Below are 24,838 nucleotides of genomic sequence, written 5' to 3'. Positions count from 1 at the left end.
GGCTAGCCAGGTCCAACGCGACGAACGTAAGCCGGCTTGGCTAGTCAGGTCAAGAGGGCGCGGCGAACTTTCCCAACTTGGCTAGTCAGCGCTACCGTGAGCGGGTGAGTGAGAACCTTGACTTTCTCGGCGAGCTAGATCCCGACGACCCCAAACAGGCCTCGCAGCAGATCGCGAACAAGCTGCGGGCGGCCATCCTCACGCGTCGACTCGCACCCGGTGACAAGCTGCCGTCGCAGCCTGACCTAGCCGCCCGTTACGGCGTGGCGCGGGAAACGGTCAAGCGAGCCTTGGACCTGCTCCGGGCAGAGCGGCTGATCGTGTCTCGGCAGGGCAGCGGGGCGTTCGTCCGCGCACAGACGCAGAGGGCCGTGGAGCTGCGGCCACACATCGAAGCCTCATTCGAGAGGCCGCACGTCACCATCGACTTCGCCGGATTCTCCGGCGAGACGCTGCGAGATGCGCTCGCCGAGGCGCTCGATAAGGTGCGAGTTGGCAGGCTCGCGCCGGAGACGATCGCGGTACGGGTCCTGATCTCCGACATGACGGTGCCCATGGCGCTGCCGGCTCGGGCCGAGACTCAGGCGGATGATCCGGCGGTGCGAGAGCGAGCCGAGCGCATCACGCGCCGGGCGGCAGACGGCATCATCGACCAGGTAGCCGAGCTGGGCGACCTCGGCCTGATCCGGTCGACCACCGTAGAGGTCCGGATGCACCGAGCGTCGCCCCTGTTCAAGCTCTACATCCTGAACGGGGAAGAGGTCTTCTACGGCTTCTACCCGGTCGTTGAGCGCACGGTCTCGATCAAGGGTGAGCCCATGGCGATCTACGACCTGATGGGCAAGGACGTGCCGCTGTTCCACTACGCCGTGACCGACGACGACACGTCTCACGGCACACAGTTCGTGGAAGCGTCCCGCCAGTGGTTCGACTCGGTGTGGTCGACCATCGCCTACCGGTACGACGGATGAGCGCCGACCTTGGCCACCTGCTCGGCGAGGTCGGCGCGGTGCTGCTCGATTTCGACGGGCCGGTGTGCAGCATCTTCGCCGGGTATCCCGCGCCGCAGGTCGCGGCCGAACTTGTGGACGTGTTGCGGCGGCACGGGGTCGACGTGTCACCGGAGCTTGCCAGCGAGCCGGACCCGCTCGAAGTGCTCCGCCGGGCGGGCGCGGGCGGCAACCACGGCGTCACGCGGGCCGTAGAGGATGCGCTCTGCGAGGCCGAGCGCCGAGCCGTCGAGACTGCGGCGCCGACGCCGTACGGCCGGGAGGTCATCGTGGCGGCCCGGCAGGCCGGGATGCCGGTGGCGGCGGTGAGCAACAACTCAGCCGGCGCGGTGACGGCCTACCTCGCGGCGCACCGGCTCGCCGAGCACGTGTCGCCGGTCGTCGGCCGGGCGTACGCCGAGCCGGACCGGATGAAGCCCAACCCCGAACCGATCCTGCAAGCCGTGCGCTCCCTCGGCGAGCCGGTGGCCCGGTGCGTGCTGATCGGGGACTCGCTCTCGGACATCGAGGGAGCGAGGGCCGCCGGGGTCGCGGTGATCGGCTACGCGAATCGGCCAGCCAAAGTCGACGCCTTCCGGCTCGCCGGGGCGGACGCGGTGGTCACCAGCATGGGCGCGATAGCGGAAGTGCTGATCGCCCTGTCCAGTGAGTGAGATGCCTTCATCTCCCTCGCCACCTGGGAGGCGCGGGGATTGGGGCGCGCGTGTCGCCGTGGCTACCGCTACACTCGCGACGATTCTTTGAACGAGGAGACTCAGGTGAGCAACCCGGCTCTGGCGGCGTACGGCAAGCGTGACGATCTCGCGGCTTATGGGAGTAACGGATTGCTCCTATTCGCCCTCCAGTTGCAGTTCGGGATGGACGACATTGAGTCCGTGGCGGCAGACGCGCTGACCGACGGCAACAACGACAAGAAGTGCGACCTGGTCTATGTGGATCGCGACCGTGGCCGGCTTGTCGTCGCACAAGGTTACGAGGCGCAGTCGCCGGGAACTAGGACAGCTCCGGCGTCGAAGGCTAGCGATCTCAACACGGCAGTGGCTTGGCTTTTGAGCGGCGACGTGAATGGCTTGCCCGACAACCTAAAATCGGCAGCTCTGCATGTAAGAGGCGCTATTTCTGACCAGACGATCCGAGAGATTGATCTCTGGTATGTACATAACCAGAACGAATCCACAAACGTGCGGGATGAGTTGCAGCAGGCCGCTAGGACGGCGAAGAGTATCGTCACTTCCGGCTTCCCCGACGCCCAAGTGACTTCGATCGTAGGCCGTGAGATCGGACAAGCCACCCTTGCCGAGCTTTATAAAAGGACGCGAGCGCCTATCGCCGTATCGGATAGCTTTCGGGTTCCCGTATCGGGGGGCTTCACGATCAGTGCCGAACATTGGAGAGCTTTCTGCACATCGGTCCCCGGATCTTGGCTGCGAAGCGTCTGGAAGGAACACGAGACGAATTTGCTGTCGCCAAACGTCCGCGACTACCTGGGGATTGTCAAAGCCGAGCGGAACATTAACTTCGGCATCAAGTCGACTGCCCGGCAAGATCCAAACCAATTCTGGATCTACAACAACGGGCTAACGATCCTTGTGAATGACTTTCGCCTCGTTCCCTCGTTGGACAGGGATGATGCTCAGGACCTGGAGATTACCGGGATTGGCATCGTCAACGGCGCTCAGACCACTGGGTCGATCGGCACCCTGGCTGATGCTGAGGCAGAGGGAATCGAAAGCCTCAACGTGATGGCCAGGTTCGTTAAGTGTGATAGCCCGGCCATCCTCGCCGAAATCGTGCGCTATAACAACACTCAGAACAAGGTTGAAGCAGCAGATTTCCGCAGCAAGGATGTTGTGCAAGAGCGCCTGCGAGCGGAGTTTTCCGAAATCCCTGAGGCCACTTATAGGGGAGGGCGGCGCGGCGGCGTTAGCGATGCGATTGAGCGGCAAAAGAACCTTGTCGCCGATGGTGCAGTAGCTCAGTCGCTCGCCGCCTTCCACGGTCGGCCTAACCTAGCCTATAACGACACGCGGCGAATCTGGGATGACGATGGCACGTATGCAGACCTCTTCAATGAGCGTACATCGGCGAGGCACATCGTCTTCACCTACGCTTTGCTGAGAGCGGTAGAAGCGGCTAAGAAGGAAATTGCTGACCTGGATGAAAAAGTCCGGACGCAATCGCAGCAGCGGCAGATTAGCTTCTTCCGCCAACGTGGTGCTATCCAGCTCTTCGTTGCTGCTGTTGCTGAGAGCATGGAAGCAATCCTCGGCTACGCAGTAGTGGACCGTTTCGGGCTGTCTTTCGGCACGGGATGCTCTCCGAAAGACGCGATCGTACGCTGGTCGCCGGTGGTGCAGGCGTGTCTGCCGTTCTGCGATCGCTTGAGCGACGCAGCTGACAGAAACCTTCAAAATGCGGAGAAGGTGCGGCAGGCCATTCAAACTTTCCAAAGCTTGATTGAGGCTACGGGGACGGCCAACCGGCCACTTTACGAGTCCTTTTCGTCGCTTGTCCGCACTAGTTAAGTCCTCGCTCCGCCCGCGCGCCGGGGCCTCCCGGCTGTTCGTGATGGAGGCCGGAGGGGAGGCAGGGCCATCCCCTCCGGGCGGGCCGCCTGTGTCCGCAGAGGTCGGCCCTGTGTCACATCTGTGTCGCCGCGTCTTCGTCGCTCCGTGTTTGTGCTGGTCAAAGACTTGCGTTTGGCGCTCTGTAAATCCGTCGCGAAAGCTACAGAGGTTCGAATCCTCTACCCGCCACCAGGTGCAGATGCGGCCCCTGACCAGCAGGAATGCTGATCGGGGGCCGTTGTCATCTGCCCGGAGGAGTTCGGCTGAGTCCAGCCGGACGTCGGACCGATCAAGGTTCGCTGACCTGAGACAACGGCCTGTTTGGGAACGTGAATCGGCTGCTTGCTCCAATCGGTTACCAAGGTGAGCGTGGAGCCTGAAGGTCGATCTCTGCCCCCGGTGCCTGCCACCGTTGGGGTTCCACCAGTCGCACCAGCTGATGGTCCGGTGCCGGCGCTCCGGCTTTGGAGCATCCGCCGGTCGATGGCCCTGGTGATCGTGGCTGCGGTGCTGGTCGTTGGAGCCATTGGTTGCCGGAGCGTTCTGGTACGCCGGTTGGCCCAGCCTCCGTCGGGACGACACCGTCACGGCGGCCACGTTGTTCGACCTTCTGAAGCTGGTCTTCTCCGTGGTGGCGGGTGTCGGGGGCGTCGCAGCCCTCGTGGTGGCGTACCGACGGCAGCGCGTTGCGGAGCACGCGAACGAACTGGCCGAGTTCGCCCACCGGTTGGCGCATGCCGCCGATCTCCGCGCCGAGGCGGCCGAGGGTCGCGCCGATGTCGAAACCGACCGTAACGGCATTCGGCTGTTCAACGAGCGATTCGCCAAGGCGTCCGAACAACTCGGCTCGGACAAGGCGGCGGTGCGGTTGGCCGGGGTGTACGCGATGGCCGTGCTCGCAGACGACTGGCGAGATGGTCGGCATACCTGCATCGATGTCCTCTGTGCCTACCTCCGTATGCCCTACACCCCGCCGTCGGAGGCGCCAGGCGGAGCTGCGACGCAGGCCGACGACGAAGCGTCGACGGCGACCACGGAGGCTGCTCGGGTCGCTCGCGAGGAGAGGGAGGTACGTCATACCGTCATTCGACTCATCGGCAGGCGCTTGCGTCTTCCAGAGGAAGATCCGACCTCATGGCGCGGCTTCGACTTCGACTTCACCGGCGCGGTTCTCGACGGTGGTGACCTTTCTGGCGCCACGTTCAGTGGCGGGGTGGTGTCCTTCGGCGGCGCGACGTTCAGCGGCGGGGCGGTGTCCTTCGAGGGGGTGACGTTCAGCGGCGGAACGGTGTACTTCGATAGGGCGATGTTCAACGGTGGGCGGGTGTCCTTCGACGGGGCGTCGTTCAGCGGCGGGGTGGTGTCCTTCGGCGGGGCGACATTCAGTGGTGGAGCAGTGTCGTTCGAGCGGGGAAAGTTCAGCGGCGGGCGGGTGTCCTTTGGCGGGGATCTGTTCTTCGGTGGCGGGGCGACGTTCAGTGGTGGGGTGGTGTCCTTCGGCGGGGCGTCGTTCAGTGGCGGTGTGGTGTCGTTCGAGCGGGCGACGTTCAGCGGAACGCGGGTGTACTTCGAGTGGGCGAAGTTCAGCGGCGGGCGGGTGTCCTTCGACGGGGATTCGATCTTCGGCGGCGGGGCGACGTTCAGCGGCGGAGTGGTGTCCTTCGAGGGAGCGACGTTCAGCGGCGGGATCGCGTCCTTCGAGGGAGCGAAGTTCGTCGGCGGCGAGGTGTCCTTCGACCGGGCCATGTTCACGGGCGGCGAGGTGTCCTTCGACCGGGCGATGTTCACCGGTGGCGAGGTGTCCTTCGACAATGCGCGGTTGGACGTGCCGCCGAAATTCGACCAATGGCCGGACGGGAATCCGCCGGAAGGGCTACGTATGCCTACTGCGTGAACGTGTGTCACCAGCCGGGCTGGACGGCAGGAATGCTGACTCGGGGCCGTCGTCGTTAGTGTGCAGGGCCCAGCCGCCGACAACTAACTATGATCGCCAGAGGGTGGCGGTCGATCTTGCGGTCTGCTTGCCCTGCTGAGCTGTTGACGCCGCGACGGCGCAGAAGCGGTCAAGTGCCGCGCTTCGGCGCGAACGCGTGCATCGATGTCCGCTTCGGTCTCCTCGCCGTACTCCAGCGTGTCGTAGAGGTCGTCGAGCATCACCAGCTCTTCCGCGAGCGGTGTGCCGTCGTGTCCGATCACCGAGTGGGCCCACCGTGCCGGCTCGCGCGGGGAGAGAGCGCCGGCGAGGAGCCTGGTCGCCATGACGCGTACGGCAGCGTCCTCACCCTCCTGACCGCCTTCGGGAAAGTAGGTCAGGCCGAGTTCGTCGAGGGTCGGTTCGAGCCACTGGATCAGTTCCTGACTGCCGGCCGAGGGCGAGACGCCGGCCAGGATTCGCAGCGACGGGCTGTCGACGCCTGCCACGAGGCAGTCACAGGCGGCCTCGATCACGTCGGCCGCCGTGCCCTGGCGGATGCTCCAGAGGGCGGTGGCGTCCTGGAGGCGAGTGAGCGGGTCGTCGACGGGCACCGGCACATGGTCCGCCGCCGGAGCCGGACCGGTCATCCCGATATCGGTCACCGCCTGCCGTCCGGCGACAACCCGGGCCCGGGGCCCTGGCGGCCGTCTGGTGCACCCTGAGCTGTTCGGGCGTGAATGAGGGAATCATCCTCTGGCGTTCATGACAGGGGCAGGTATGGTGGTCAATGCCCGCGGGTCCGGTGGCGATCCACCGGACGGATCGGCCAGGCGGAGCCGGCCGGGTGGCCCGGGGTTGGTGGGGTGGGGTTTCGCGTGACTTGATCCCCTTCGTGGGTGAAGGTGGGAATCCGCAGTGGACGAAGCGGCGGATGTCCCTTCACCCCCATGACCTGGCTGCGTGTCGTGGGTGGCCGGGCCGAACGGCGGAACCTGACAGCTACTCGGGCTGGGCGGGTCCTCTCCGCTTTTCTGCCCCTCAGGCTTGTGGCACGATCGGGAAACCTTCACCATCCCTGTGGCAATCTCCCGACAGGAGCAATCATGTCTGGTCGAACGCTGGGCCGGCTGCTTGGCTCGCTCCTCGTGCTCGCCGCCGTCGCAGGTGCCTTCGGCATCCTTCCCGGTACCGGTGCGGTGCAACTCGCCGACATCGTCTGGACGATGGACACCCCGCGCTGAATCATCGAGTCGTCCGCTAGCCGGCGGACGACGTCTCGGGTAGGAGGGGCATGGCAAGCCAGGGCCGACCTCGTAGGTCAACGGAACGTGCCTGGCTCGTCACCGCCCCTCTGGCGCTGCTGGCGGTGGTCTTCAGCACGTGCATCGCCCTGGTGGCGGACCACCCGTTCGGCAAGTGGCCGCTCGCCTTCGTGTTCTTCGTCGTCATGGCGGGGATCAGCTTCGCGGTGCTGAACGTCTACGTCCGGCGCCAGTCGGTGGGCGTGACGCTCACCGAGGTGCCACTGATCGTGGCGCTCTACTTCCTGCCCCCGTTGAGCGTCGTCCTGATCTATACGCTCTCGGTGCTGATCTGGAGCGCCTCGCATCGCTTCGGTGCGGCGAAGCTCTGGTTCAACGTCGCCAAGGCCGCCGCCGCCACCTCGCTGGCGAGCCTCGTGCTCCTGGCACTGCCGCCGCTGAAGAACGTCGGGCCGGGCACCTGGGGCTCGCTGTTCCTCGCCGTCTGTGTGGTCACGCTGGTCAGCCTCGTGAGCGTGGTCGGTGTGCACGTGCTGCTCCAGGGCTGGCAGGCCGGGCGGGACGCGCTGCGCAGCATGCCGACGGCTCTGCTCACCGCCGGCATCAACGTGGCGATCGGCCTGCTCGTCCTGATCGCCCTGAAGACGACGTGGTGGTCGGCACTGCTGCTCGCCGCCCTCTTCAGCGGCCTGGTCCTGGTCTACCGCTCCTACTCCCAGTTCTTCCGGCAGCACCGGACGCTGGCCGGGATGTACGAGCTGACCCGTCTCCTCGCCTCCGGCACCGAGCGGTCGCTCGCCGACATCCTGCTCGACCGGGTACGCGCGCTGATGCAGGCCGAGTACGCCACGCTCTGGCTGCCCGCCCAGGGGCGGCATCCCGAGGTGCTGCTCACCGCCCGGGTGGACACGCCGGGCCTGCTGGACCTGGCGCCAACCCCGGCGAGCCTGCGCCAGCAGGTGCACAAGAAGGGTCGTACCCTCTCGATCGGCCGCTGGCTCGGCGGAGATCCGGCGTTGCGGCAGGCCGCGGGGGAGGAGCGGGTCAAGGACGCCATCGTGGTGCCGCTGCGCTCCGGCCAGGCCGTGATCGGCACGCTGGAGGTGACCAACCGGCTCAGCGACATCGGCCACTTCGCCCCCGGCGACATCCCCGTCTTCGAGACGGTCGCCGCGCACGCCGCGGTGGCGCTGGAGAACTCCCGCCTGGTCGACCGGCTGCGGCACGACGCCGACCACGACGCGCTCACCGGGCTGCCCAACCGGCGGCGCCTCACCTCGTCGGTGGCGGAGGCGGTCAAGATCCGCGCGCCGGGCGAGGTGGTGGCGCTGCTGCTCTTCGACGTCGACCGGCTCCGCCAGGTCAACGAGTCGCTGGGCCACGCCGCCGGTGACAAGGTGCTCATGGAGGTGGCCGAGCGGCTGCGCGCGTGCGCGCCCTCCTCGGCGCTCGTCGGCCGGGCCGGCGGGGACGAGTTCCTGGTGACGCTCCGGCTGGAGAGCACCGATGCGGCCCTGGAGCTGGCGGCCCAGCTGCGGGAGCAGATCCGCGACGAGATGGTCTTCGACTCGCTGACCCTGGACGTCGACACTGTCGTCGGGGTGGCCGTCCACCCGGACCACGGCAGCGACGCGGTGGCGCTGCTGCAACGCGTCGACCTGGCGGCAACCGCGGCCAAGTCGGTGCCGGGCAGCGTCCAGCTCTACAGTCCGGCGCTGGAGTCCCGGTCGCTGCGCCGGCTCGGCCTCGCCGGCGACCTGCAACGCGCGCTGGACGAGGGTGAGCTGGAGGTCTACTTCCAGCCCAAGGTCACGCTGCGGGACCGCCGCCTGGTGGGTGTGGAGTGCCTGGCCCGGTGGGAGCACCCGGCGCACGGCACTGTCGCCCCCGACGACTTCGTGGCGGTGGCCGAGCACACCGGCCAGCTCGGCCGGCTCACCGAGTTCGTGCTCCGGGAGAGCCTGCGGCGCAGCCGCGACTGGAGCCACGGCGAACAGCCGCTGTCCGTCGCGGTCAACCTCGCCGCGCGTACGCTCACCGACCAGCACTTCCCGGCGCTGGTACGCGACCTGCTGGCCGAGTACGGCGTACCGCCGCAGCGGCTGACGCTGGAGGTCACCGAGGCGGGCGTCCTGGACGGCACCGAACGTCCCATACCGACCCTGCGCAGCCTCCGTGACCTCGGTGTCCGGCTCTCGGTGGACGACTTCGGCACCGGTAACTCGTCGCTGGCGCAACTGCGCCGGCTGCCGGTGCACGAGGTGAAGGTGGACCGGTCGTTCGTGCAGGGCATGGCGACCGATCCGGGCGACCTGGCGATCGTCAACGCGGTGGTGACGCTGTCCCAGCAGTTCGGCCTGGCGGTGGTGGCCGAGGGCGTGGAGAGCGAGCTGACGCTGGAGCTGCTCCAGGACATCGGCTGCGAGATCGGCCAGGGTTTCCTGTTCAGCCGCCCTCTGCCGTACGAGCGGCTGGAGGCCTGGTTCGGCGCTCAGGTCGACCCGGAGACGGTGGTCGCGGGGGAGCTGCCGCGCCTGCGAGTGGTGCCCTGACCAGGGCGGACACGCGCCTGGGGGATCCGATTTCACCTGCGCGACGCGGTCGTGTACTGTTTCCCCTGCGCGACACCCCCCGGGGTGATCGGGCAGGCCCCCTTAGCTCAGTCGGCAGAGCGTCTCCATGGTAAGGAGAAGGTCTACGGTTCGATTCCGTAAGGGGGCTCAGAGGGTCCGGCTGGACCCGCCACGGCGGTGTAGCTCAGATGGCAGAGCAAGCGGCTCATAATCGCTGTGTCGCCGGTTCAAGTCCGGCCACCGCTACTCTCGTCCTCCGGGCCCAGCCCGGTGGCCGGTGGGACGGGCGCCACAGGCGCCCACTTTGCATGTCCGCGTCGTCAGCGCGTAGGCTGACGCGCTGTAGTTGTTCCGTGAGCGAGGAAGGCACTCCGCCGTGGCGAAGGCGACCGATGTTCGGCCGAAGATCACTTTGGCGTGTGTGGAGTGCAAGGAGCGCAACTACATCACGCGCAAGAACCGCCGTAACGACCCGGACCGCATCGAGCTGAAGAAGTTCTGCCCCCGGGACGGCAAGCACACCGTCCACCGCGAGACCCGCTGACCGCTGCCGGCGCAGCCGGTCGCAGCAGCTTCTCGAACGCCGATCCACCTGACGGGTGGCCTCCGGGCCGCCCGACCGGGCGGATCGGCGTTCGTGTTTTCCGTGTAGGTTCGGCGGCATGTCCCTGGACCCGTCCTTCGTCGGCCGGACGTACCCGCCGACCGCCCCCTATCAGGTGGGCCGAGAAAAGATCCGCGAGTTCGCCACCGCCGTCGGTGCCACCGAACCGGCCCACCACGACCCCGAGGCGGCCCGGGCGCTGGGCCACCGCGACGTGGTGGCGCCCCCGACGTTCCCCGTGGTCGTCACGATGGCGGCGAACCGGCAGATCGTCGAGGATCCGGCGCTCGGCGTCGACTACAGCCGTGTGGTGCACGGCGACCAGCGGTTCGCGTACACCCGGCCGGTGGTGGCCGGGGACGAGCTGGTGTGCGTGAACACCATCGAGGAGGTCACCACCCGGGGCGGGCACGGCTTCCTGACCACCCGCACGGACGTGAGCACCGTGGGCGGTGAGCCGGTGGTCGCCGTGTGGTCCAAGATCGTCGTACGCGGAGAGGGCTGAGGACATGGAGCTGCCCACCCAGACGTACCGGGTGACCCGCGCGGACCTGGTCCGCTACGCGGGCGCCTCGGGCGACTTCAACCCGATCCACTGGAGCGACCGCACCGCCACCGGCGTGGGCCTGCCGGGCGTCATCGCCCACGGCATGTTCACCATGGCGCTGGTCGGCCGGGCGGTGGCCGGCTGGGCCGGCGCGCCGGACGCGGTGGTCGACTTCGGCGTCCGGTTCACCCGCCCGGTGGTCGTCCCGGACACCGACGAGGGCACCGAGATCGAGGTGTCGGCGGTGGTCAAGGAGGTCACCGATGCGGGCCTGACCAGGCTCGACATCACCGCCACCTGCCAGGGCGAGAAGGTGCTGTCGCAGGCTCGGGCTCTGATCCGCACGACGCGCTGAGGGTTCGCCCGACGCGCGAGGGGCAGACCGGTTGGGAAAGTCGCACGACTACCCGTACACTGGTCCGCCGTGGGGCAAGTGACCCCCGCTCGGCACAGCGTGTCCGAGTGGAGGTGAGTTGCCGCACAGGGGTGTAGCTCAATTGGCAGAGCAGCGGTCTCCAAAACCGCAGGCTGCAGGTTCAAGTCCTGTCACCCCTGCGCCTCAGGCCTGACCGTTCCGTGGGTCGCGCCGCCCTCACCGGTGGCGTCCGGCCCGTGGTGGTGGCATCGGTGGGGTGGTTCCGAGGCGTTCGGGCCCTCCCGGCCGGTCCGCCGGCCGCGGCCCGTCGCGGGACGGTTGGTCCGGCCGGCGTGACCAACACGCCGCGCACGCCGCCCGGCGTGCGACCCCATACCCGCACGGAGGGCGAAGTGGCCGAGAGCAAGCGCCGCGGCGAGGACGACGGCGACGAGCGTCTGAACGACGACGCGACCGTCGACGACGTGGCCGACGACGACGCCACCGACGCGGACGAGCCGGTCTCCCGGGGCGGCACGGCGACCCGCAAGCGGGCGCAGGCCGAGCCGGCCGAGGGCCGGAAGACCCGCAAGGACACCGAGCGGATCGGGCTGTTCGCCCGCATCGCGCGGTTCTTCCGCGAGGTCGTGGCAGAGCTGCGTAAGGTCATCTGGCCGACCCGCAAGGAGCTGCTGACCTACACGGCCGTGGTGGTCACCTTCGTCGCGGTGATGCTGGCGATCGTGGCCGGCCTGGACTACGGCTTCGCCAAGGCGGTGCTGTGGGTCTTCGGCGAGCCCAGCTGACCAGCGGACAGCGATACTGACGGAAGTGAGCGAGCGTGCCTGAGTACGACGAGACCGCCGGAACCCCGGACGACCAGTCCACGGTGGCGACGGCGGCCAACAACGAGTCGGTCGAGGCCGCCAGCGAGCCGGAGTTCCCGACCACCGAGCCGGCCCCGGACGAGGACTTCGACCCGGTCGCCGAGCTGCGCCAGAAGCTGCGCTACGCGCCCGGCGACTGGTACGTGGTGCACTCGTACGCCGGCTACGAGAACAAGGTCAAGACCAACCTCGAGACCCGGATCACCTCCCTCGACATGGAGGACTTCATCTACCAGGTCGAGGTGCCGACCCGGGAAGAGGTCGAGGTCAAGAACGGCAAGCGGTCGCAGGTCCAGGCGAAGGTCTTCCCGGGCTACATCCTGGTCCGGATGGAGCTGACCGCCGAGTCCTACTCCTGCGTCCGGAACACCCCGGGGGTCACCGGCTTCGTCGGCGCCACCGACCGGGCCGACCGGCCGGCGCCGCTGAGCCTCGACGAGGTTCTCAAGTGGCTGGCCCCGGCGGTCGAGACCGAGCAGAAGAAGGCCAAGCCCGAGGTCAAGGTTCTCGACTTCGAGGTCGGCGACTCGGTCACCGTCACCGACGGCGCGTTCGCGTCGCTGCCGGCGACGATCAGCGAGATCAACGCCGACCAGCAGAAGCTCAAGGTGCTGGTGTCGATCTTCGGCCGGGAGACGCCGGTCGAGCTGAACTTCAACCAGGTCGCCAAGATCTGACGTACGTCGGCACCGGCGGCCCGCCCCTCCGGGGGTGGCCGCCGGTGCGCCGTTTCGCCGTCCGCCGACCTCGGCGCGGAGGGTGGCCGACGGCTGCGCTACCCTAGAACGTCGGCTGTCCGCACCGCGCTGACCGTGCGCGCCCGCGGACCGGCGAGAATCCCAGTTCCAAGCCCCAGGAAGAGACATGCCTCCGAAGAAGAAGCTCGTCAAGACGTTCACGCTTCAGCTCCCGGCGGGCCAGGCCACCCCGGCGCCGCCGGTCGGCCCCGCGCTCGGCCAGCACGGCGTGAACATCATGGAGTTCTGCAAGTCCTACAACGCGCAGACCGAGTCCCAGCGGGGCGACATCGTCCCCGCCGAGATCAGCGTCTACGAGGACCGCACGTTCACCTTCGTGCTGAAGACCCCGCCCGCCGCCCGGCTGCTGATCAAGGCCGCCGGCGTGCAGAAGGGCTCGGGCGTCCCGCACAAGGAGAAGGTCGGCTCGGTCACCCGCGCCCAGCTGCGTGAGATCGCCGAGAAGAAGATGGCCGACCTCAACGCCAACGACATCGACCAGGCCGAGAAGATCATCGCCGGTACCGCCCGGTCGATGGGCCTGACCGTCGCCGACTGATCTCGCTCCACCGCTCCACCCGATCTTTCTGTTCGTGGGAGGGCCGCGCACGCCGCGCGCCCGCCAGAGACCACAGGAGTCACCAGAAATGCAGCGCAGCAAGAGCTACCGCAAGGCCGCCGAGGTCATCGACCGGTCGAAGCTCTACACCCCGGTCGAGGCCGTCAAGCTGGCCAAGGACACCACCAACACCAAGTTCGACGCCACGGTCGAGGTCGCCATGCGCCTCGGCGTCGACCCCCGCAAGGCGGACCAGATGGTCCGCGGCACGGTCAACCTGCCGCACGGCACCGGTAAGACCGCCCGCGTGATCGTCTTCGCCGCCGGCGCGAAGGCCGAGGAGGCCGTCGCCGCGGGTGCGGACGAGGTGGGCACCGACGAGCTGGTCGCCCGTATCCAGGGCGGTTGGCTGGACTTCGACGCGGCGATCGCCACGCCCGACCAGATGGCCAAGATCGGCCGGATCGCGCGGATCCTGGGCCCGCGCGGTCTGATGCCGAACCCGAAGACCGGCACCGTGACCATGGACGTCACCAAGGCCGTCTCGGACATCAAGGGCGGCAAGATCACCTTCCGGGTGGACAAGCACTCCAACCTGCACCTGATCATCGGCAAGGCCTCCTTCTCGGAGAACCAGCTGGTGGACAACTACGCCGCGGTGCTGGACGAGGTGCTGCGGGCCAAGCCGTCCGCGGCCAAGGGCACGTACCTCAAGAAGGTCACCCTCACCACCACGATGGGCCCGGGCGTCCCGGTCGACCCGAAGGTCGTGAAGAACTTCCAGGAGGGCTCGGCCGAGGGCTGAGCACGCGTACTCCCGGACGGGGCCCCGCCACCACGCCGTGGCGGGGCCCCGTCCGTCTGTCCGGTGTGGCACGCTCGGGCGCATGCGGCTCGACGGCGTCTGGCTCCGCTACCACCGGCACGGCCCGTGGGTGCTGCGGCAGGTCGACGTCGCGGCCGGCCCGGGTGAGGCGGCGGTGGTGCTGGGCCGCAACGGCGCCGGCAAGTCCACGTTGCTCCAGCTCGCCGCCGGGGTGCTGCGCCCGAGCCGGGGCCGGGTCACCGACCGGCCGCCGGTCGTCGGCTGGGTGCCGGAGCGCTTCCCCGCCGACCAGCCGTTCACCGTCGGGGCCTACCTGTCCGCGATGGGCCGCGTCGCCGGCCTGCCCGGCCCCGCCGCCGACCGGGCGGTGCGCCACTGGGTGGAGCGGCTGGGCCTGACTCCCTTCCACGACGTACGCCTGCCGCGGCTGTCCAAGGGCACCGCGCAGAAGGTCGGCCTGGCGCAGGCGCTGCTGCGTCCGCCCGGCCTGCTGGTGCTCGACGAGCCCTGGGAGGGGCTGGACGCCACCGCCCGCGAGGCGGTCCCCGAGATCATCGGCGAGGTGCTGGCCGGCGGCGGCACGGTGCTGGTCAGCGACCACCGGGGCGAGACGGTCCGGCTCCCGGGCGCCCGGCACCTGTCGGTCACCGACGGCACGGTGACCGAGGAGGCGTCGCCGGGCGGCGCGGCCGTCGCCGTGGTCGAGCTGGCGGTGCCGGCCGCCGGGCTGGCCGCCGCCGTCGCCCGCCTGCGCGCCGACGGCCACCAGATCCTTCGGGTACGCGAACACGCCGTCCCGCCCGCGGCCACGCACCCGGTGCCGGCCTCCGCCGGCCGGTCGGGCACCGGCGGGCCGGACGGCGCGTCCGCCGCTGGTTCCCCGGACCAGGCCGGTGCCGAGGCCGGGGGCTCCGCCCGGCCCGGGCCGGCGCCCGAGGTGACCAGGTGATCGCGCTGGTCCGGCTGCGGCTGGCCGGCTTCGTGCGTACCGGACGGGCGCTGGCGCCGGTCCTGGCCGGCCTGCTCGTTCTCGGTGTCCTCTACGGCGGTGGCCGGGCCCGGCCGGCGGAGGCCTACGGCGTCTCCGCAGTGGTGTTGTTCCCGGTGCTGGCCTGGCAGACCAAGATCCTGCTGGACGTGGAACCCGACGTGCAGCGCCGGATGGCCCGGGTGGTGGCCGGCCCGGCCCGGGAACGGGCGGCCGGGCTGATCGCGGCGCTGGTGGCGGGGCTCGCCGTGGTGCTGCTCGCGCTGGCGCTGCCGTGGCCGCTGGGCGGGGTCACCGCTGCCGTCGGGCCGGGGGAGCGGCCGGTGCTCGCCGGGGTGGCCCTGGGGCTCTGGGCGCACCTGCTCGCGCTGCCGGCTGCGGTGGCGCTCGGCGCGCTCGGCAGCCGGGCGGTGACGCGCAGCGCCGGTTACGGGGTGGCGGTGCTGGTCACCGGCGCGGTCGGGGTCGTGGTGCTCGGGCTGTCCGGCTCGGTCGTGCCGTGGCTGGCCCCGCCGGTGATGGCGACCGCGCGGGCGCTCACCGGGCCGGTCGCGGCCGGCGAGGGCCTGCTGCTGACCGGCTGGGCGGCGCTCTGGGCGGCGGTGGCGCTGACCGGGTACGCCTGGGCGCGGCGTACCCGGGCCTGAGCGACGGGTGACCGGGAGCACTCGGCGCGATTTGGTGCTGCGGCGTACGTCGCGTAACCTGGTGCGGTAGTTCCACCCAAAGACCGCTGGTCACCGTGCTCCGGCACGGTCGAAGGTCCCGCGACGACGGGCGACCCGCGCAGGGCGGTAAGCGAAACTCGGTGTCACGCACGGTCCGCCGACTGTGCCCGTGTCCCGGCCCTCGCCCCGTGCGCCCTGCGCCGGGGCTTTTTCGTTGTCGTGATGCCTCCGCCGCCGTCGTCGAGCCTCGGCTCGCCGCCGGCGTACCAGCTCCGAGCAACGAGAGAGGAGGGACATGGCGGACAAGCCGATCCGGGCCGACAAGGCCACGGCCGTCGCCGAGCTGACCGAGAGCTTCCGCAACGCGGGAGCGACCGTGCTGACCGAGTACCGCGGGCTCACGGTTTCGCAGCTCACCCAGCTGCGGCGCTCGCTCGGCAAGGAGACCAGCTACACGGTCGCGAAGAACACGCTGGCCAAGCGTGCCGCGGCCGATGCGGGCATCTCCGGGCTCGACGAGCTGTTCTCCGGTCCTACCGCGCTGACTTTCGTTTCGGGCGACGTCGTCGAGGCGGCGAAGGGGCTTCGCGACTTCGCGAAGGCCAACCCGAAGCTCGTCATCAAGGGCGGTGTCTTCGAGGGCAAGGCCATTTCCGCGGCCGAGGTCACGAAGCTCGCCGACCTGGAGTCCCGCGAGGTGCTGCTGGCGAAGCTGGCCGGCGCCATGAAGGGCAACCTGAGCAAGGCCGCGGCCCTGTTCCAGGCTCCGCTCGCCAAGACCGCGCGTCTGGCGGCCGCCCTGCAGGACAAGCGCGAGAAGGAGGGCGCCGAGGCGGCCTGAGGCCACCCGGCGCACCCACGTTCTTAGTTTTCATTGCGAGAAAGGACGCCAGACATGGCGAAGCTCAGCACCGACGAGCTGCTCGACGCGTTCAAGGAGATGACGCTGATCGAGCTCTCCGAGTTCGTGAAGCAGTTCGAGGACACCTTCGAGGTCACCGCCGCCGCTCCGGTCGCCATGGCCGGCCCGGCCGGTCCGGGTGCCCCGGCCGCCGAGGCCGAGCCGGAGAAGGACGAGTTCGACGTCATCCTCGACGCCGACGGTGGCAAGAAGATCCAGGTCATCAAGGTCGTGCGCGAGCTGACCGGCCTGGGCCTCAAGGAGGCCAAGGACCTGGTCGAGGCCGCTCCGAAGGCCGTCCTGGAGAAGGCCAACAAGGAGACCGCCGAGAAGGCCAAGGCCAAGCTCGAGGGCGAGGGCGCCAAGGTCACCCTCAAGTGACCTTGCTCCACCTGACGCGCGTCCGGCTCACGTGAGCCGGGGCACATCGCGTCGCGGCGGGCGGTGATCCGGGAGACCGGGTCACCGCCCGCCGTGTTGGTGCCACCCGCCGGCGAACGGCGTGAGCAGGGCGTACAGCGTCCTCTCATCGGCCGGTCAGCGACGTCTGTCGGTAGCCCGTCGGTGGGAAAGACACCCCGAGCGGTAACCGGCCCTTGACGCGGCACCGGCCTGCCAGGCACGCTGAACATCAGCAAGACCTTCCGCGCTTGCAACGGCCGCCTCTCGGGTAAGGGCAACGGCAGCACCGCCGCCGCGGCTCCCGAGCGGACCGGCAGGAGCGTCGCGTTCCGAGCGGCCCGGTCGACCCGGTTTTCCGAGGTTCCAGGGCTTGTTCCGCGACGACCTGCGGGTTGGGCTGGACAGCGGTTAGCCTCTCGGCTACACTGCTAGTTTGCGCTGCCTTCCGACTTGACCCCTGCTCGGAAATGTCCGATTGTGGATATTTCTGGTGGGGTCATTGGAGTGCACGCGTACCAGCCGTTCTGCAGCACCGGTCCTCGGAAGGACGCATCTTGGCAGCTTCCCGCCCTGCGAAGACCAGTCGTACGTCGAGCGCATTCGCGCCCCGCCGAGTTTCTTTCGGTCGGATCACCGAACACCTCGAGGTCCCCAACCTCCTCGCCATTCAGAACGAGTCCTTCGACTGGCTCGTCGGCAACGAGGCTTGGCAGGGCCGGTCGGCGGACGACCCGCACGCACGCTCGGGTCTCGCGGAGATCCTCGACGAGATCAGTCCCATTGAGGACTTCTCCGGCACCATGTCGCTCTCCTTCTCGGCTCCGCGCTTCGACGAGGTCAAGGCCTCGATCGAGGAGTGCAAGGAGAAGGACCTGACCTACTGCGCGCCGCTGTTCGTGACCGCGGAGTTCACCAACAACACCACTGGCGAGATCAAGAGCCAGACGGTGTTCATGGGTGACTTCCCGATGATGACGCCGAAGGGCACCTTCATCATCAACGGCACCGAGCGCGTCGTGGTCAGCCAGCTCGTCCGCTCGCCGGGCGTGTACTTCGACAAGCAGCCGGACAAGACCTCCGACCGCGACCTCTCCAGCGTCAAGGTCATCCCGAGCCGGGGTGCCTGGCTGGAGTTCGACATCGACAAGCGCGACACGGTCGGCGTTCGCATCGACCGCAAGCGCCGCCAGGCCGTCACCGTCCTGCTCAAGGCCATCGGGTGGTCCGCCGAGCGCATCCGTGAGAAGTTCGGCTGGTCCGAGCTCATGATGACCACGCTCGAGAAGGACCACATCGCCGGCCAGGACGAGGCCCTGCTCGACATCTACCGGAAGCTCCGCCCTGGCGAGCCGCCGACCCGTGAGAACGCCCAGACCCTGCTCGACAACCTCTTCTTCAACCCGAAGCGGTACGACGTCGCCAAGGTCGGGCGCTACAAGTTCAACAAGAAGCTCGAGCTGGACGTGCCGATCACCACCGGCACGCTCACCGAGGACGACATCGTCGCCACCGTGGAATACCTCTGCCGGCTGCACGCCGGTGAGGAGGGCTACGAGGCCGACGACATCGACCACTTCGGCAATCGTCGCCTGCGTACCGTGGGCGAGCTGATCCAGAACCAGGTCCGGGTGGGTCTCTCCCGGATGGAGCGGGTCGTCCGCGAGCGGATGACCACCCAGGACGTCGAGGCGATCACGCCGCAGACCCTGATCAACATCCGCCCGGTGGTGGCGGCGATCAAGGAGTTCTTCGGTACGTCGCAGCTGTCCCAGTTCATGGACCAGACCAACCCGCTGGCGGGCCTGACCCACCGGCGCCGGCTGAGCGCGCTCGGCCCTGGTGGTCTGTCCCGCGAGCGGGCCGGCTTCGAGGTCCGCGACGTGCACCCGTCCCACTACGGCCGGATGTGCCCGATCGAGACGCCGGAAGGCCCGAACATCGGCCTGATCGGCGCGCTGTCCACGTTCGCCCGGGTCAACCCGTTCGGCTTCATCGAGACGCCGTACCGGAAGGTCATCGACGGCCGGGTCACCGACCAGATCGACTACCTGACCGCGGACGAGGAGGACCGGTTCGTCAAGGCGCAGGCGAACGCCCCGCTGAAGTCGGACGGCACCTTCGCCGAGGACCGCGTCCTGGTCCGCCGTAAGGGCGGCGAGACCGAGGACGTCGCGCCGGGCGCCGTGGACTACATGGACGTGTCGCCGCGGCAGATGACCTCGGTCGCCACCGCGATGATCCCGTTCCTGGAGCACGACGACGCCAACCGCGCGCTCATGGGCGCGAACATGCAGCGTCAGGCGGTGCCGCTGGTCAAGGCCGAGGCCCCGCTGGTCGGTACGGGCATGGAGTACCGCGCCGCGGTCGACGCCGGTGACGTCGTCGTCGCCGAGGTCGGCGGTGTGGTCGAGGACCTGTGCGCGGACTACATCACCGTCCACCAGGACGACGGCCACCGCCGGACGTACCTGCTGCACAAGTTCCGCCGCTCCAACGCCGGCTCCTGCGTCAACCAGAAGCCGGTCGTCTTCGAGGGCGACCGCGTCGAGGCCGGTCAGGTCATCGCCGACGGTCCGTGCACCGACGAGGGCGAGATGGCGCTCGGACGCAACCTGCTGGTGGCGTTCATGTGCTGGGAGGGCCACAACTACGAGGACGCGATCATCCTGTCGCAGCGCCTCGTGCAGCAGGACGTGCTCACCTCGATCCACATCGAGGAGCACGAGGTCGACGCCCGGGACACCAAGCTCGGCCCGGAGGAGATCACCCGCGACATCCCGAACGTCAGCGAGGAGATGCTCGCCGACCTCGACGAGCGCGGCATCATCCGGATCGGTGCCGAGGTCGTCCCCGGCGACATCCTGGTCGGCAAGGTCACCCCGAAGGGTGAGACCGAGCTGACCCCCGAGGAGCGGCTGCTCCGCGCGATCTTCGGCGAGAAGGCGCGCGAGGTCCGGGACACCTCGCTGAAGGTGCCGCACGGCGAGACCGGCACGGTCATCGGTGTGCGTACCTTCTCCCGCGAGGACGGCGACGAGCTGCCCCCGGGCGTGAACGAGCTGGTCCGGGTCTACGTGGCCCAGAAGCGCAAGATCCAGGACGGTGACAAGCTCGCGGGCCGCCACGGCAACAAGGGCGTCATCTCCAAGATCCTGCCGATCGAGGACATGCCGTTCCTTGAGGACGGCACCCCGGTCGACATCGTGCTGAACCCGCTCGGTGTGCCGTCCCGGATGAACATCGGCCAGGTCCTGGAGACCCACCTCGGGTGGGTGGCCAAGACCGGCTGGAGCGTGGACGGCGACGACGCCGAGTGGAAGCGCCAGCTCCGCTCGATCAACGCGCACGAGTCCGAGCCGGACACCAACGTGGCCACTCCGGTCTTCGACGGTGCCCGCGAGGAGGAGATCTCCGGTCTGCTGGCGTCGACCCTGCCCAACCGGGACGGCAACCAGCTCATCGGCGGCAGCGGCAAGGCGCAGCTGTTCGACGGTCGTTCCGGCGAGCCGCTGCCCGACCCGATCGCGGTCGGCTACGTCTACATCCTGAAGCTCAACCACCTGGTCGACGACAAGATCCACGCCCGGTCGACCGGCCCGTACTCGATGATCACGCAGCAGCCGCTGGGTGGTAAGGCGCAGTTCGGTGGCCAGCGCTTCGGTGAGATGGAGTGCTGGGCCATGCAGGCGTACGGCGCCGCCTACGCCCTGCAGGAGCTGCTGACCATCAAGTCCGACGACGTCCTGGGCCGGGTCAAGGTCTACGAGGCGATCGTCAAGGGCGAGAACATCCCCGAGCCGGGCATCCCGGAGTCGTTCAAGGTGCTGCTCAAGGAGCTGCAGTCGCTGTGCCTCAACGTCGAGGTGCTCTCCAGCGACGGTGTGGCCCTGGAGATGCGCGAGACCGACGACGAGGTGTTCCGGGCGGCGGAGGAGCTGGGCATCGACCTGTCCCGGCGCGAGCCGAGCTCGGTCGAAGAGGTGTAAGTGGTGAGGTCGGGGGCCGACCGGCCCGCTCTGGGCGGTCAGGCTTGATCCCGACGCGGGCCGGCCGGCCCCCGACCCCGCCCATGATCTAGCTGTAAAGACGACGACATAGGGGACATAGTGCTCGACGTCAACTTCTTCGACGAGCTGCGCATCGGCCTCGCCACCGCTGACGACATCCGTCAGTGGTCCCACGGCGAGGTCAAGAAGCCCGAGACCATCAACTACCGCACCCTCAAGCCGGAGAAGGACGGGCTCTTCTGCGAGAAGATCTTCGGTCCGCAGCGGGACTGGGAGTGCTACTGCGGTAAGTACAAGCGGGTCCGCTTCAAGGGCATCATCTGCGAGCGCTGCGGCGTCGAGGTGACCCGCTCCAAGGTTCGCCGGGAGCGGATGGGTCACATCGAGCTGGCCGCTCCGGTGACCCACATCTGGTACTTCAAGGGCGTGCCGAGCCGGCTGGGCTACCTGCTGGACCTCGCCCCGAAGGACCTCGAGAAGATCATCTACTTCGCCTCGTACGTCGTGACGAGCGTGGACGCCGAAGCGCGTCACCGCGACCTCTCGACCATCGAGAACGAGATCCTGGCCGAGAAGCGGCAGGCCGAGAACAGCCGCGACTCGGAGATCGAGAAGCGGGCCGCCAAGCTGGAGGCCGACCTGGCCGAGCTGGAGGCCGAGGGCGCGAAGGCGGACGTCCGGCGCAAGGTCAAGGAGGGCGGAGAGCGCGAGATGCGCCAGATCCGCGACCGGGCCCAGCGCGAGATCGACCGCCTCGACGAGGTTCTCGACACCTTCCGCAAGCTGGAGCCGAAGCAGCTGGTCACCGACGAGCTGCTCTACCGCGAGCTGCGCGACCGCTTCGGTGAGTACTTCACCGGCAGCATGGGCGCCGAGGCGATCAAGGCCCTGGTCCAGAACATGGACCTGGAGGCCGAGGCGGAGAACCTGCGCGAGACCATCCGCTCCGGCAAGGGCCAGCGGAAGATCCGGGCGCTCAAGCGGCTGAAGGTCGTCGCGGCGTTCCAGAACACCCGCAACTCGCCGCTCGGCATGGTGCTGGACTGCGTCCCGGTCATCCCGCCGGACCTGCGCCCGATGGTGCAGCTCGACGGTGGCCGCTTCGCGACCTCCGACCTGAACGACCTGTACCGGCGTGTGATCAACCGGAACAACCGCCTCAAGCGGCTGATCGACCTCGGCGCGCCCGAGATCATCGTCAACAACGAGAAGCGGATGCTCCAGGAGGCCGTCGACGCGCTGTTCGACAACGGCCGTCGTGGTCGTCCGGTCACCGGCCCGGGTAACCGGCCGTTGAAGTCGCTGTCCGACATGCTCAAGGGCAAGCAGGGCCGGTTCCGCCAGAACCTGCTGGGCAAGCGCGTCGACTACTCCGGCCGTTCGGTCATCGTGGTCGGCCCGAAGCTCAAGCTGCACCAGTGCGGCCTGCCCAAGCAGATGGCGCTGGAGCTGTTCAAGCCGTTCGTGATGAAGCGGCTGGTCGACCTCAACCACGCGCAGAACATCAAGTCCGCCAAGCGGATGGTCGAGCGGCAGCGGCCGGTCGTGTGGGACGTGCTGGAAGAGGTCATCGGCGAGCACCCGGTGCTGCTGAACCGCGCGCCGACCCTGCACCGTCTGGGCATCCAGGCCTTCGAGCCGCAGCTGGTCGAGGGCAAGGCCATCCAGATCCACCCGCTGGTCTGCACCGCGTTCAACGCCGACTTCGACGGTGACCAGATGGCGGTCCACGTGCCGCTGTCCGCCGAGGCCCAGGCCGAGGCGCGGATCCTGATGCTGTCGTCGAACAACATCCTCAAGCCGGCCGACGGCAAGCCGGTCACCATGCCCACCCAGGACATGGTCATCGGTCTCTACCACCTGACCCACCTCACTCCGGGTGGCAAGGGCGAGGGCCGGGCGTTCAGCTCGGACGCCGAGGCGCGGATGGCGTACGACAACGGCGAGCTGCACCTGCAGGCTCCGGTCCGGATCCGGCTGCGCGACGTGGTCGGTGTGGACAACGGCGCCGGCGCCGAGCCGTGGACCGCCCCCGAGGGGTGGACCGAGGGCGAGCCGGTGACCGTGGAGACCACGCTGGGCCGGGTCCTGTTCAACGAGACGCTGCCCCCGGGCTACCGCTTCGTGAACTACGAGATCCGCAAGGGCCAGCTCTCCGCGATCGTCAACGACCTCGCCGAGCGCTTCCCGAAGGTGGCCCTGGCGGCCACCCTGGACGGGCTCAAGGAGGCCGGTTTCCACTGGGCCACCTGGTCCGGCGTCACCATCGGCATGGAGGACGTCATCGCTCCGCCGCGCAAGCGGGAGATCCTGGAGCGGTACGAGAAGGAAGCCGACCGGATCGACAAGCAGTACCAGCGTGGTCTGATGACCGCCGAGGAGCGCCGCGGCGAGCTCATCGAGATCTGGACCAAGGCGACGAACGAGGTCGCCAAGGAGATGGACACCGCGCTGCCGCAGGAGAACCCGCTGTGGAAGATGATCAACTCGGGTGCCCGCGGTAACCTGCTCCAGCTCCGGCAGATCGCGGCGATCCGTGGTCTGGTGGCCAACCCGAAGGGCGAGATCATCCCGCGGCCGATCAAGGCCAGCTACCGGGAGGGTCTGTCCGTGCTGGAGTACTTCATCTCCACGCACGGTGCCCGTAAGGGTCTCGCGGACACCGCCCTGCGTACCGCCGACTCGGGTTACCTGACCCGGCGTCTGGTGGACGTCTCGCAGGACGTCATCATCCGCGAGGAGGACTGCGGCACCGACCGTGCCATCCCGATGCAGATCGGTGAGCGCATCGACGGCAAGCTGGTCGTGCACGAGCACGCCGAGACCAGCGTGCACGCCCGGACGCTCGCCGACGACATCAAGGGCCCGGACGGCACCGTGGTGGCCCACCGCGGCCAGGACATCAACTCCATCGGGGTCGACGCGATCGTCGCCGCCGGCGTGGAGACGGTGCGGGTGCGCAGCGTGCTCACCTGCGAGTCGAAGCTGGGCGTCTGCGGTGCGTGCTACGGCCGCTCGCTGCCGACCGGCAAGACCGTGGACGTCGGCGAGGCGGTCGGCATCATCGCCGCCCAGTCGATCGGTGAGCCGGGTACGCAGCTGACGATGCGTACCTTCCACACCGGTGGTGTCGCGGGTGAGGACATCACCCAGGGTCTGCCCCGTGTCCAGGAGATCTTCGAGGCCCGGGTGCCGAAGGGTAAGGCGCCCATCGCCGACACCCCGGGTCGCATCCGGATCGAGGACGGCGAGCGGTCCCGCAAGATCGTGGTCATCCCGGACGACGGCAGCGACGAGATCGTCTACGACAAGATCTCGAAGCGGGTCCGGCTCCGGGCGCACGACGGCGACCACGTCGAGGTCGGCGAGAAGCTCACCGAGGGCACCATCGACCCGCACGAGCTGCTGCGCATCCTCGGCCCGCGCGCGGTCCAGGTCCACCTGACCCAGGAGGTCCAGGAGGTCTACCGCTCGCAGGGTGTGCTCATCCACGACAAGCACATCGAGATCATCATCCGCCAGATGCTCAAGCGGGTGACGGTCATCGACTCCGGCTCGACCGAGTTCCTGCCGGGTGTGCTGGTCGACCGGGCGCTGTTCGAGTCGGAGAACCGCCGGCTCGTCGGCGAGGGTGGCGAGCCCGCCGCCGGTCGCCCGGTGCTGATGGGTATCACCAAGGCCTCGCTGGCCACTGACTCCTGGCTGTCGGCGGCCTCCTTCCAGGAGACCACCCGGGTGCTGACGGACGCGGCGATCCACGCCCGCAGCGACTCGCTGATCGGCCTCAAGGAGAACGTGATCATCGGAAAGCTCATCCCGGCCGGTACGGGCATCAGCAAGTACCGCAACGTCCGGGTCGAGCCGACCGAGGAGGCGAAGGCCAAGGTCTACTCGATGACCGGCTACCCGGAGACCGACTACGGCTTCGGGCCGGCCAGCGGCCAGGCGGTTCCGCTGGACGACTTCGACTTCGGGTCGTACCGCTAAGCAGTAGGCAACGACGAGGCCCCCGGCATCCGCCGGGGGCCTC

Annotated in this window: 20 protein-coding genes and 3 tRNA genes; 22 read left to right on the top strand and 1 reads right to left on the bottom strand. The window is 68.6% G+C overall.

Features of this window, described 5'->3' with window-relative positions; translation table 11 throughout:
* Positions 1–104: 104 nt before the first annotated feature.
* The 4 genes from NMK34_RS27275 (at position 105) to NMK34_RS27260 (ending at position 5,471) form a co-directional block, all read left to right on the top strand.
* Positions 105–971, top strand: a complete 867-nt coding sequence (locus NMK34_RS27275; protein WP_318335729.1) for a GntR family transcriptional regulator — start codon at positions 105–107, stop codon at positions 969–971.
* A complete protein-coding gene (locus tag NMK34_RS27270; protein ID WP_318335728.1) occupies positions 968–1,663 on the top strand; it encodes an HAD family phosphatase in 696 nt (231 codons plus the stop codon). The genes NMK34_RS27275 and NMK34_RS27270 overlap by 4 nt, the downstream gene beginning before the upstream one ends.
* Positions 1,664–1,768: 105 nt before the next feature.
* The gene (locus NMK34_RS27265; protein WP_318335727.1) at positions 1,769–3,535 is read left to right on the top strand and encodes an AIPR family protein; all 1,767 of its coding nucleotides are present in this window, start codon (positions 1,769–1,771) and stop codon (positions 3,533–3,535) included.
* Between the two features lie 640 nt (positions 3,536–4,175).
* The gene (locus NMK34_RS27260) at positions 4,176–5,471 is read left to right on the top strand and encodes a pentapeptide repeat-containing protein (RefSeq protein ID WP_318335726.1); all 1,296 of its coding nucleotides are present in this window, start codon (positions 4,176–4,178) and stop codon (positions 5,469–5,471) included.
* Between the two features lie 83 nt (positions 5,472–5,554).
* On the opposite strand, the gene NMK34_RS27255 is transcribed toward NMK34_RS27260, so the two are convergent.
* Positions 5,555–6,103 carry a hypothetical protein gene (locus NMK34_RS27255; RefSeq protein WP_318335725.1) on the bottom strand — a complete coding sequence of 183 codons (549 nt, stop codon included), beginning with the start codon at positions 6,101–6,103 and terminating at the stop codon, positions 5,555–5,557.
* Positions 6,104–6,595: 492 nt separating this feature from the next.
* Between NMK34_RS27255 and NMK34_RS27250 the strand changes: the two genes are divergently transcribed.
* The 18 genes from NMK34_RS27250 to NMK34_RS27165 all read left to right on the top strand — a co-directional run bounded on the left by NMK34_RS27250 (position 6,596) and on the right by NMK34_RS27165 (position 24,795).
* Positions 6,596–6,733 (top strand): hypothetical protein, encoded by a 138-nt coding sequence (locus NMK34_RS27250; RefSeq protein WP_175438858.1) that lies wholly within the window; start codon positions 6,596–6,598, stop codon positions 6,731–6,733.
* A gap of 50 nt (positions 6,734–6,783) precedes the next feature.
* Complete coding sequence (locus tag NMK34_RS27245) at positions 6,784–9,306, top strand: bifunctional diguanylate cyclase/phosphodiesterase (RefSeq protein WP_318335724.1); 2,523 nt, start codon at positions 6,784–6,786, stop codon at positions 9,304–9,306.
* A 96-nt stretch (positions 9,307–9,402) separates the two neighbouring features.
* Positions 9,403–9,475: transfer RNA gene (locus NMK34_RS27240), tRNA-Thr, on the top strand.
* 25 nt (positions 9,476–9,500) lie between these two features.
* Positions 9,501–9,573: transfer RNA gene (locus tag NMK34_RS27235), tRNA-Met, on the top strand.
* 130 nt (positions 9,574–9,703) lie between these two features.
* On the top strand, positions 9,704–9,871 hold the full coding sequence (rpmG, locus tag NMK34_RS27230; protein WP_013288652.1) for a 50S ribosomal protein L33: 168 nt from the start codon (positions 9,704–9,706) through the stop codon (positions 9,869–9,871).
* A gap of 118 nt (positions 9,872–9,989) precedes the next feature.
* A complete protein-coding gene (locus NMK34_RS27225; protein ID WP_318335723.1) occupies positions 9,990–10,436 on the top strand; it encodes a MaoC family dehydratase N-terminal domain-containing protein in 447 nt (148 codons plus the stop codon).
* A gap of 4 nt (positions 10,437–10,440) precedes the next feature.
* Positions 10,441–10,833, top strand: a complete 393-nt coding sequence (locus NMK34_RS27220) for a MaoC family dehydratase (protein WP_262013098.1) — start codon at positions 10,441–10,443, stop codon at positions 10,831–10,833.
* Between the two features lie 127 nt (positions 10,834–10,960).
* A tRNA-Trp gene (locus NMK34_RS27215) sits at positions 10,961–11,033 on the top strand.
* Between the two features lie 213 nt (positions 11,034–11,246).
* Positions 11,247–11,639: a preprotein translocase subunit SecE gene (gene secE / locus NMK34_RS27210; RefSeq protein WP_269697666.1), complete on the top strand. Its 393-nt coding sequence runs from the start codon at positions 11,247–11,249 to the stop codon at positions 11,637–11,639.
* A gap of 35 nt (positions 11,640–11,674) precedes the next feature.
* On the top strand, positions 11,675–12,397 hold the full coding sequence (nusG, locus tag NMK34_RS27205) for a transcription termination/antitermination protein NusG (RefSeq protein ID WP_030501618.1): 723 nt from the start codon (positions 11,675–11,677) through the stop codon (positions 12,395–12,397).
* Between the two features lie 187 nt (positions 12,398–12,584).
* On the top strand, positions 12,585–13,016 hold the full coding sequence (gene rplK, locus NMK34_RS27200) for a 50S ribosomal protein L11 (protein ID WP_013288647.1): 432 nt from the start codon (positions 12,585–12,587) through the stop codon (positions 13,014–13,016).
* Between the two features lie 88 nt (positions 13,017–13,104).
* Positions 13,105–13,821, top strand: coding sequence for a 50S ribosomal protein L1 (gene rplA, locus NMK34_RS27195; protein WP_135242081.1), 717 nt, complete (start codon positions 13,105–13,107; stop codon positions 13,819–13,821).
* 82 nt (positions 13,822–13,903) lie between these two features.
* On the top strand, positions 13,904–14,791 hold the full coding sequence (locus tag NMK34_RS27190; protein WP_318335722.1) for an ATP-binding cassette domain-containing protein: 888 nt from the start codon (positions 13,904–13,906) through the stop codon (positions 14,789–14,791).
* On the top strand, positions 14,788–15,477 hold the full coding sequence (locus tag NMK34_RS27185) for a hypothetical protein (protein ID WP_318335721.1): 690 nt from the start codon (positions 14,788–14,790) through the stop codon (positions 15,475–15,477). The genes NMK34_RS27190 and NMK34_RS27185 overlap by 4 nt, the downstream gene beginning before the upstream one ends.
* 316 nt (positions 15,478–15,793) lie before the next feature.
* Complete coding sequence (gene rplJ / locus NMK34_RS27180) at positions 15,794–16,339, top strand: 50S ribosomal protein L10 (RefSeq protein WP_018784544.1); 546 nt, start codon at positions 15,794–15,796, stop codon at positions 16,337–16,339.
* Between the two features lie 54 nt (positions 16,340–16,393).
* Complete coding sequence (rplL, locus tag NMK34_RS27175; protein ID WP_318335720.1) at positions 16,394–16,780, top strand: 50S ribosomal protein L7/L12; 387 nt, start codon at positions 16,394–16,396, stop codon at positions 16,778–16,780.
* 575 nt (positions 16,781–17,355) lie between these two features.
* Positions 17,356–20,787: a DNA-directed RNA polymerase subunit beta gene (locus NMK34_RS27170; protein ID WP_013288641.1), complete on the top strand. Its 3,432-nt coding sequence runs from the start codon at positions 17,356–17,358 to the stop codon at positions 20,785–20,787.
* A gap of 120 nt (positions 20,788–20,907) precedes the next feature.
* The gene (locus NMK34_RS27165; protein WP_194801427.1) at positions 20,908–24,795 is read left to right on the top strand and encodes a DNA-directed RNA polymerase subunit beta'; all 3,888 of its coding nucleotides are present in this window, start codon (positions 20,908–20,910) and stop codon (positions 24,793–24,795) included.
* The last annotated feature ends 43 nt before the right edge of the window (positions 24,796–24,838 follow it).

It is taken from the genome of Micromonospora sp. BRA006-A, assembly GCF_033433935.1.
Taxonomy (GTDB): domain Bacteria; phylum Actinomycetota; class Actinomycetes; order Mycobacteriales; family Micromonosporaceae; genus Micromonospora; species Micromonospora aurantiaca.
This window is presented reverse-complemented; position numbering and strand designations above follow the sequence as displayed.

What these genes read in the sequence shown, in the direction of transcription:
- rplA (WP_135242081.1), top strand. Translation starts at nt 13,105, where the DNA reads ATGCAGCGCAGCAAGAGCTACCGCAAGGCCGCCGAGGTCATCGACCGG.
- NMK34_RS27220 (WP_262013098.1), top strand. Translation starts at nt 10,441, where the DNA reads ATGGAGCTGCCCACCCAGACGTACCGGGTGACCCGCGCGGACCTGGTC.
- NMK34_RS27250 (WP_175438858.1), top strand. Translation starts at nt 6,596, where the DNA reads ATGTCTGGTCGAACGCTGGGCCGGCTGCTTGGCTCGCTCCTCGTGCTC.
- rplK (WP_013288647.1), top strand. Translation starts at nt 12,585, where the DNA reads ATGCCTCCGAAGAAGAAGCTCGTCAAGACGTTCACGCTTCAGCTCCCG.
- NMK34_RS27225 (WP_318335723.1), top strand. Translation starts at nt 9,990, where the DNA reads ATGTCCCTGGACCCGTCCTTCGTCGGCCGGACGTACCCGCCGACCGCC.
- rplJ (WP_018784544.1), top strand. Translation starts at nt 15,794, where the DNA reads ATGGCGGACAAGCCGATCCGGGCCGACAAGGCCACGGCCGTCGCCGAG.
- NMK34_RS27245 (WP_318335724.1), top strand. Translation starts at nt 6,784, where the DNA reads ATGGCAAGCCAGGGCCGACCTCGTAGGTCAACGGAACGTGCCTGGCTC.
- NMK34_RS27270 (WP_318335728.1), top strand. Translation starts at nt 968, where the DNA reads ATGAGCGCCGACCTTGGCCACCTGCTCGGCGAGGTCGGCGCGGTGCTG.
- NMK34_RS27190 (WP_318335722.1), top strand. Translation starts at nt 13,904, where the DNA reads ATGCGGCTCGACGGCGTCTGGCTCCGCTACCACCGGCACGGCCCGTGG.
- rplL (WP_318335720.1), top strand. Translation starts at nt 16,394, where the DNA reads ATGGCGAAGCTCAGCACCGACGAGCTGCTCGACGCGTTCAAGGAGATG.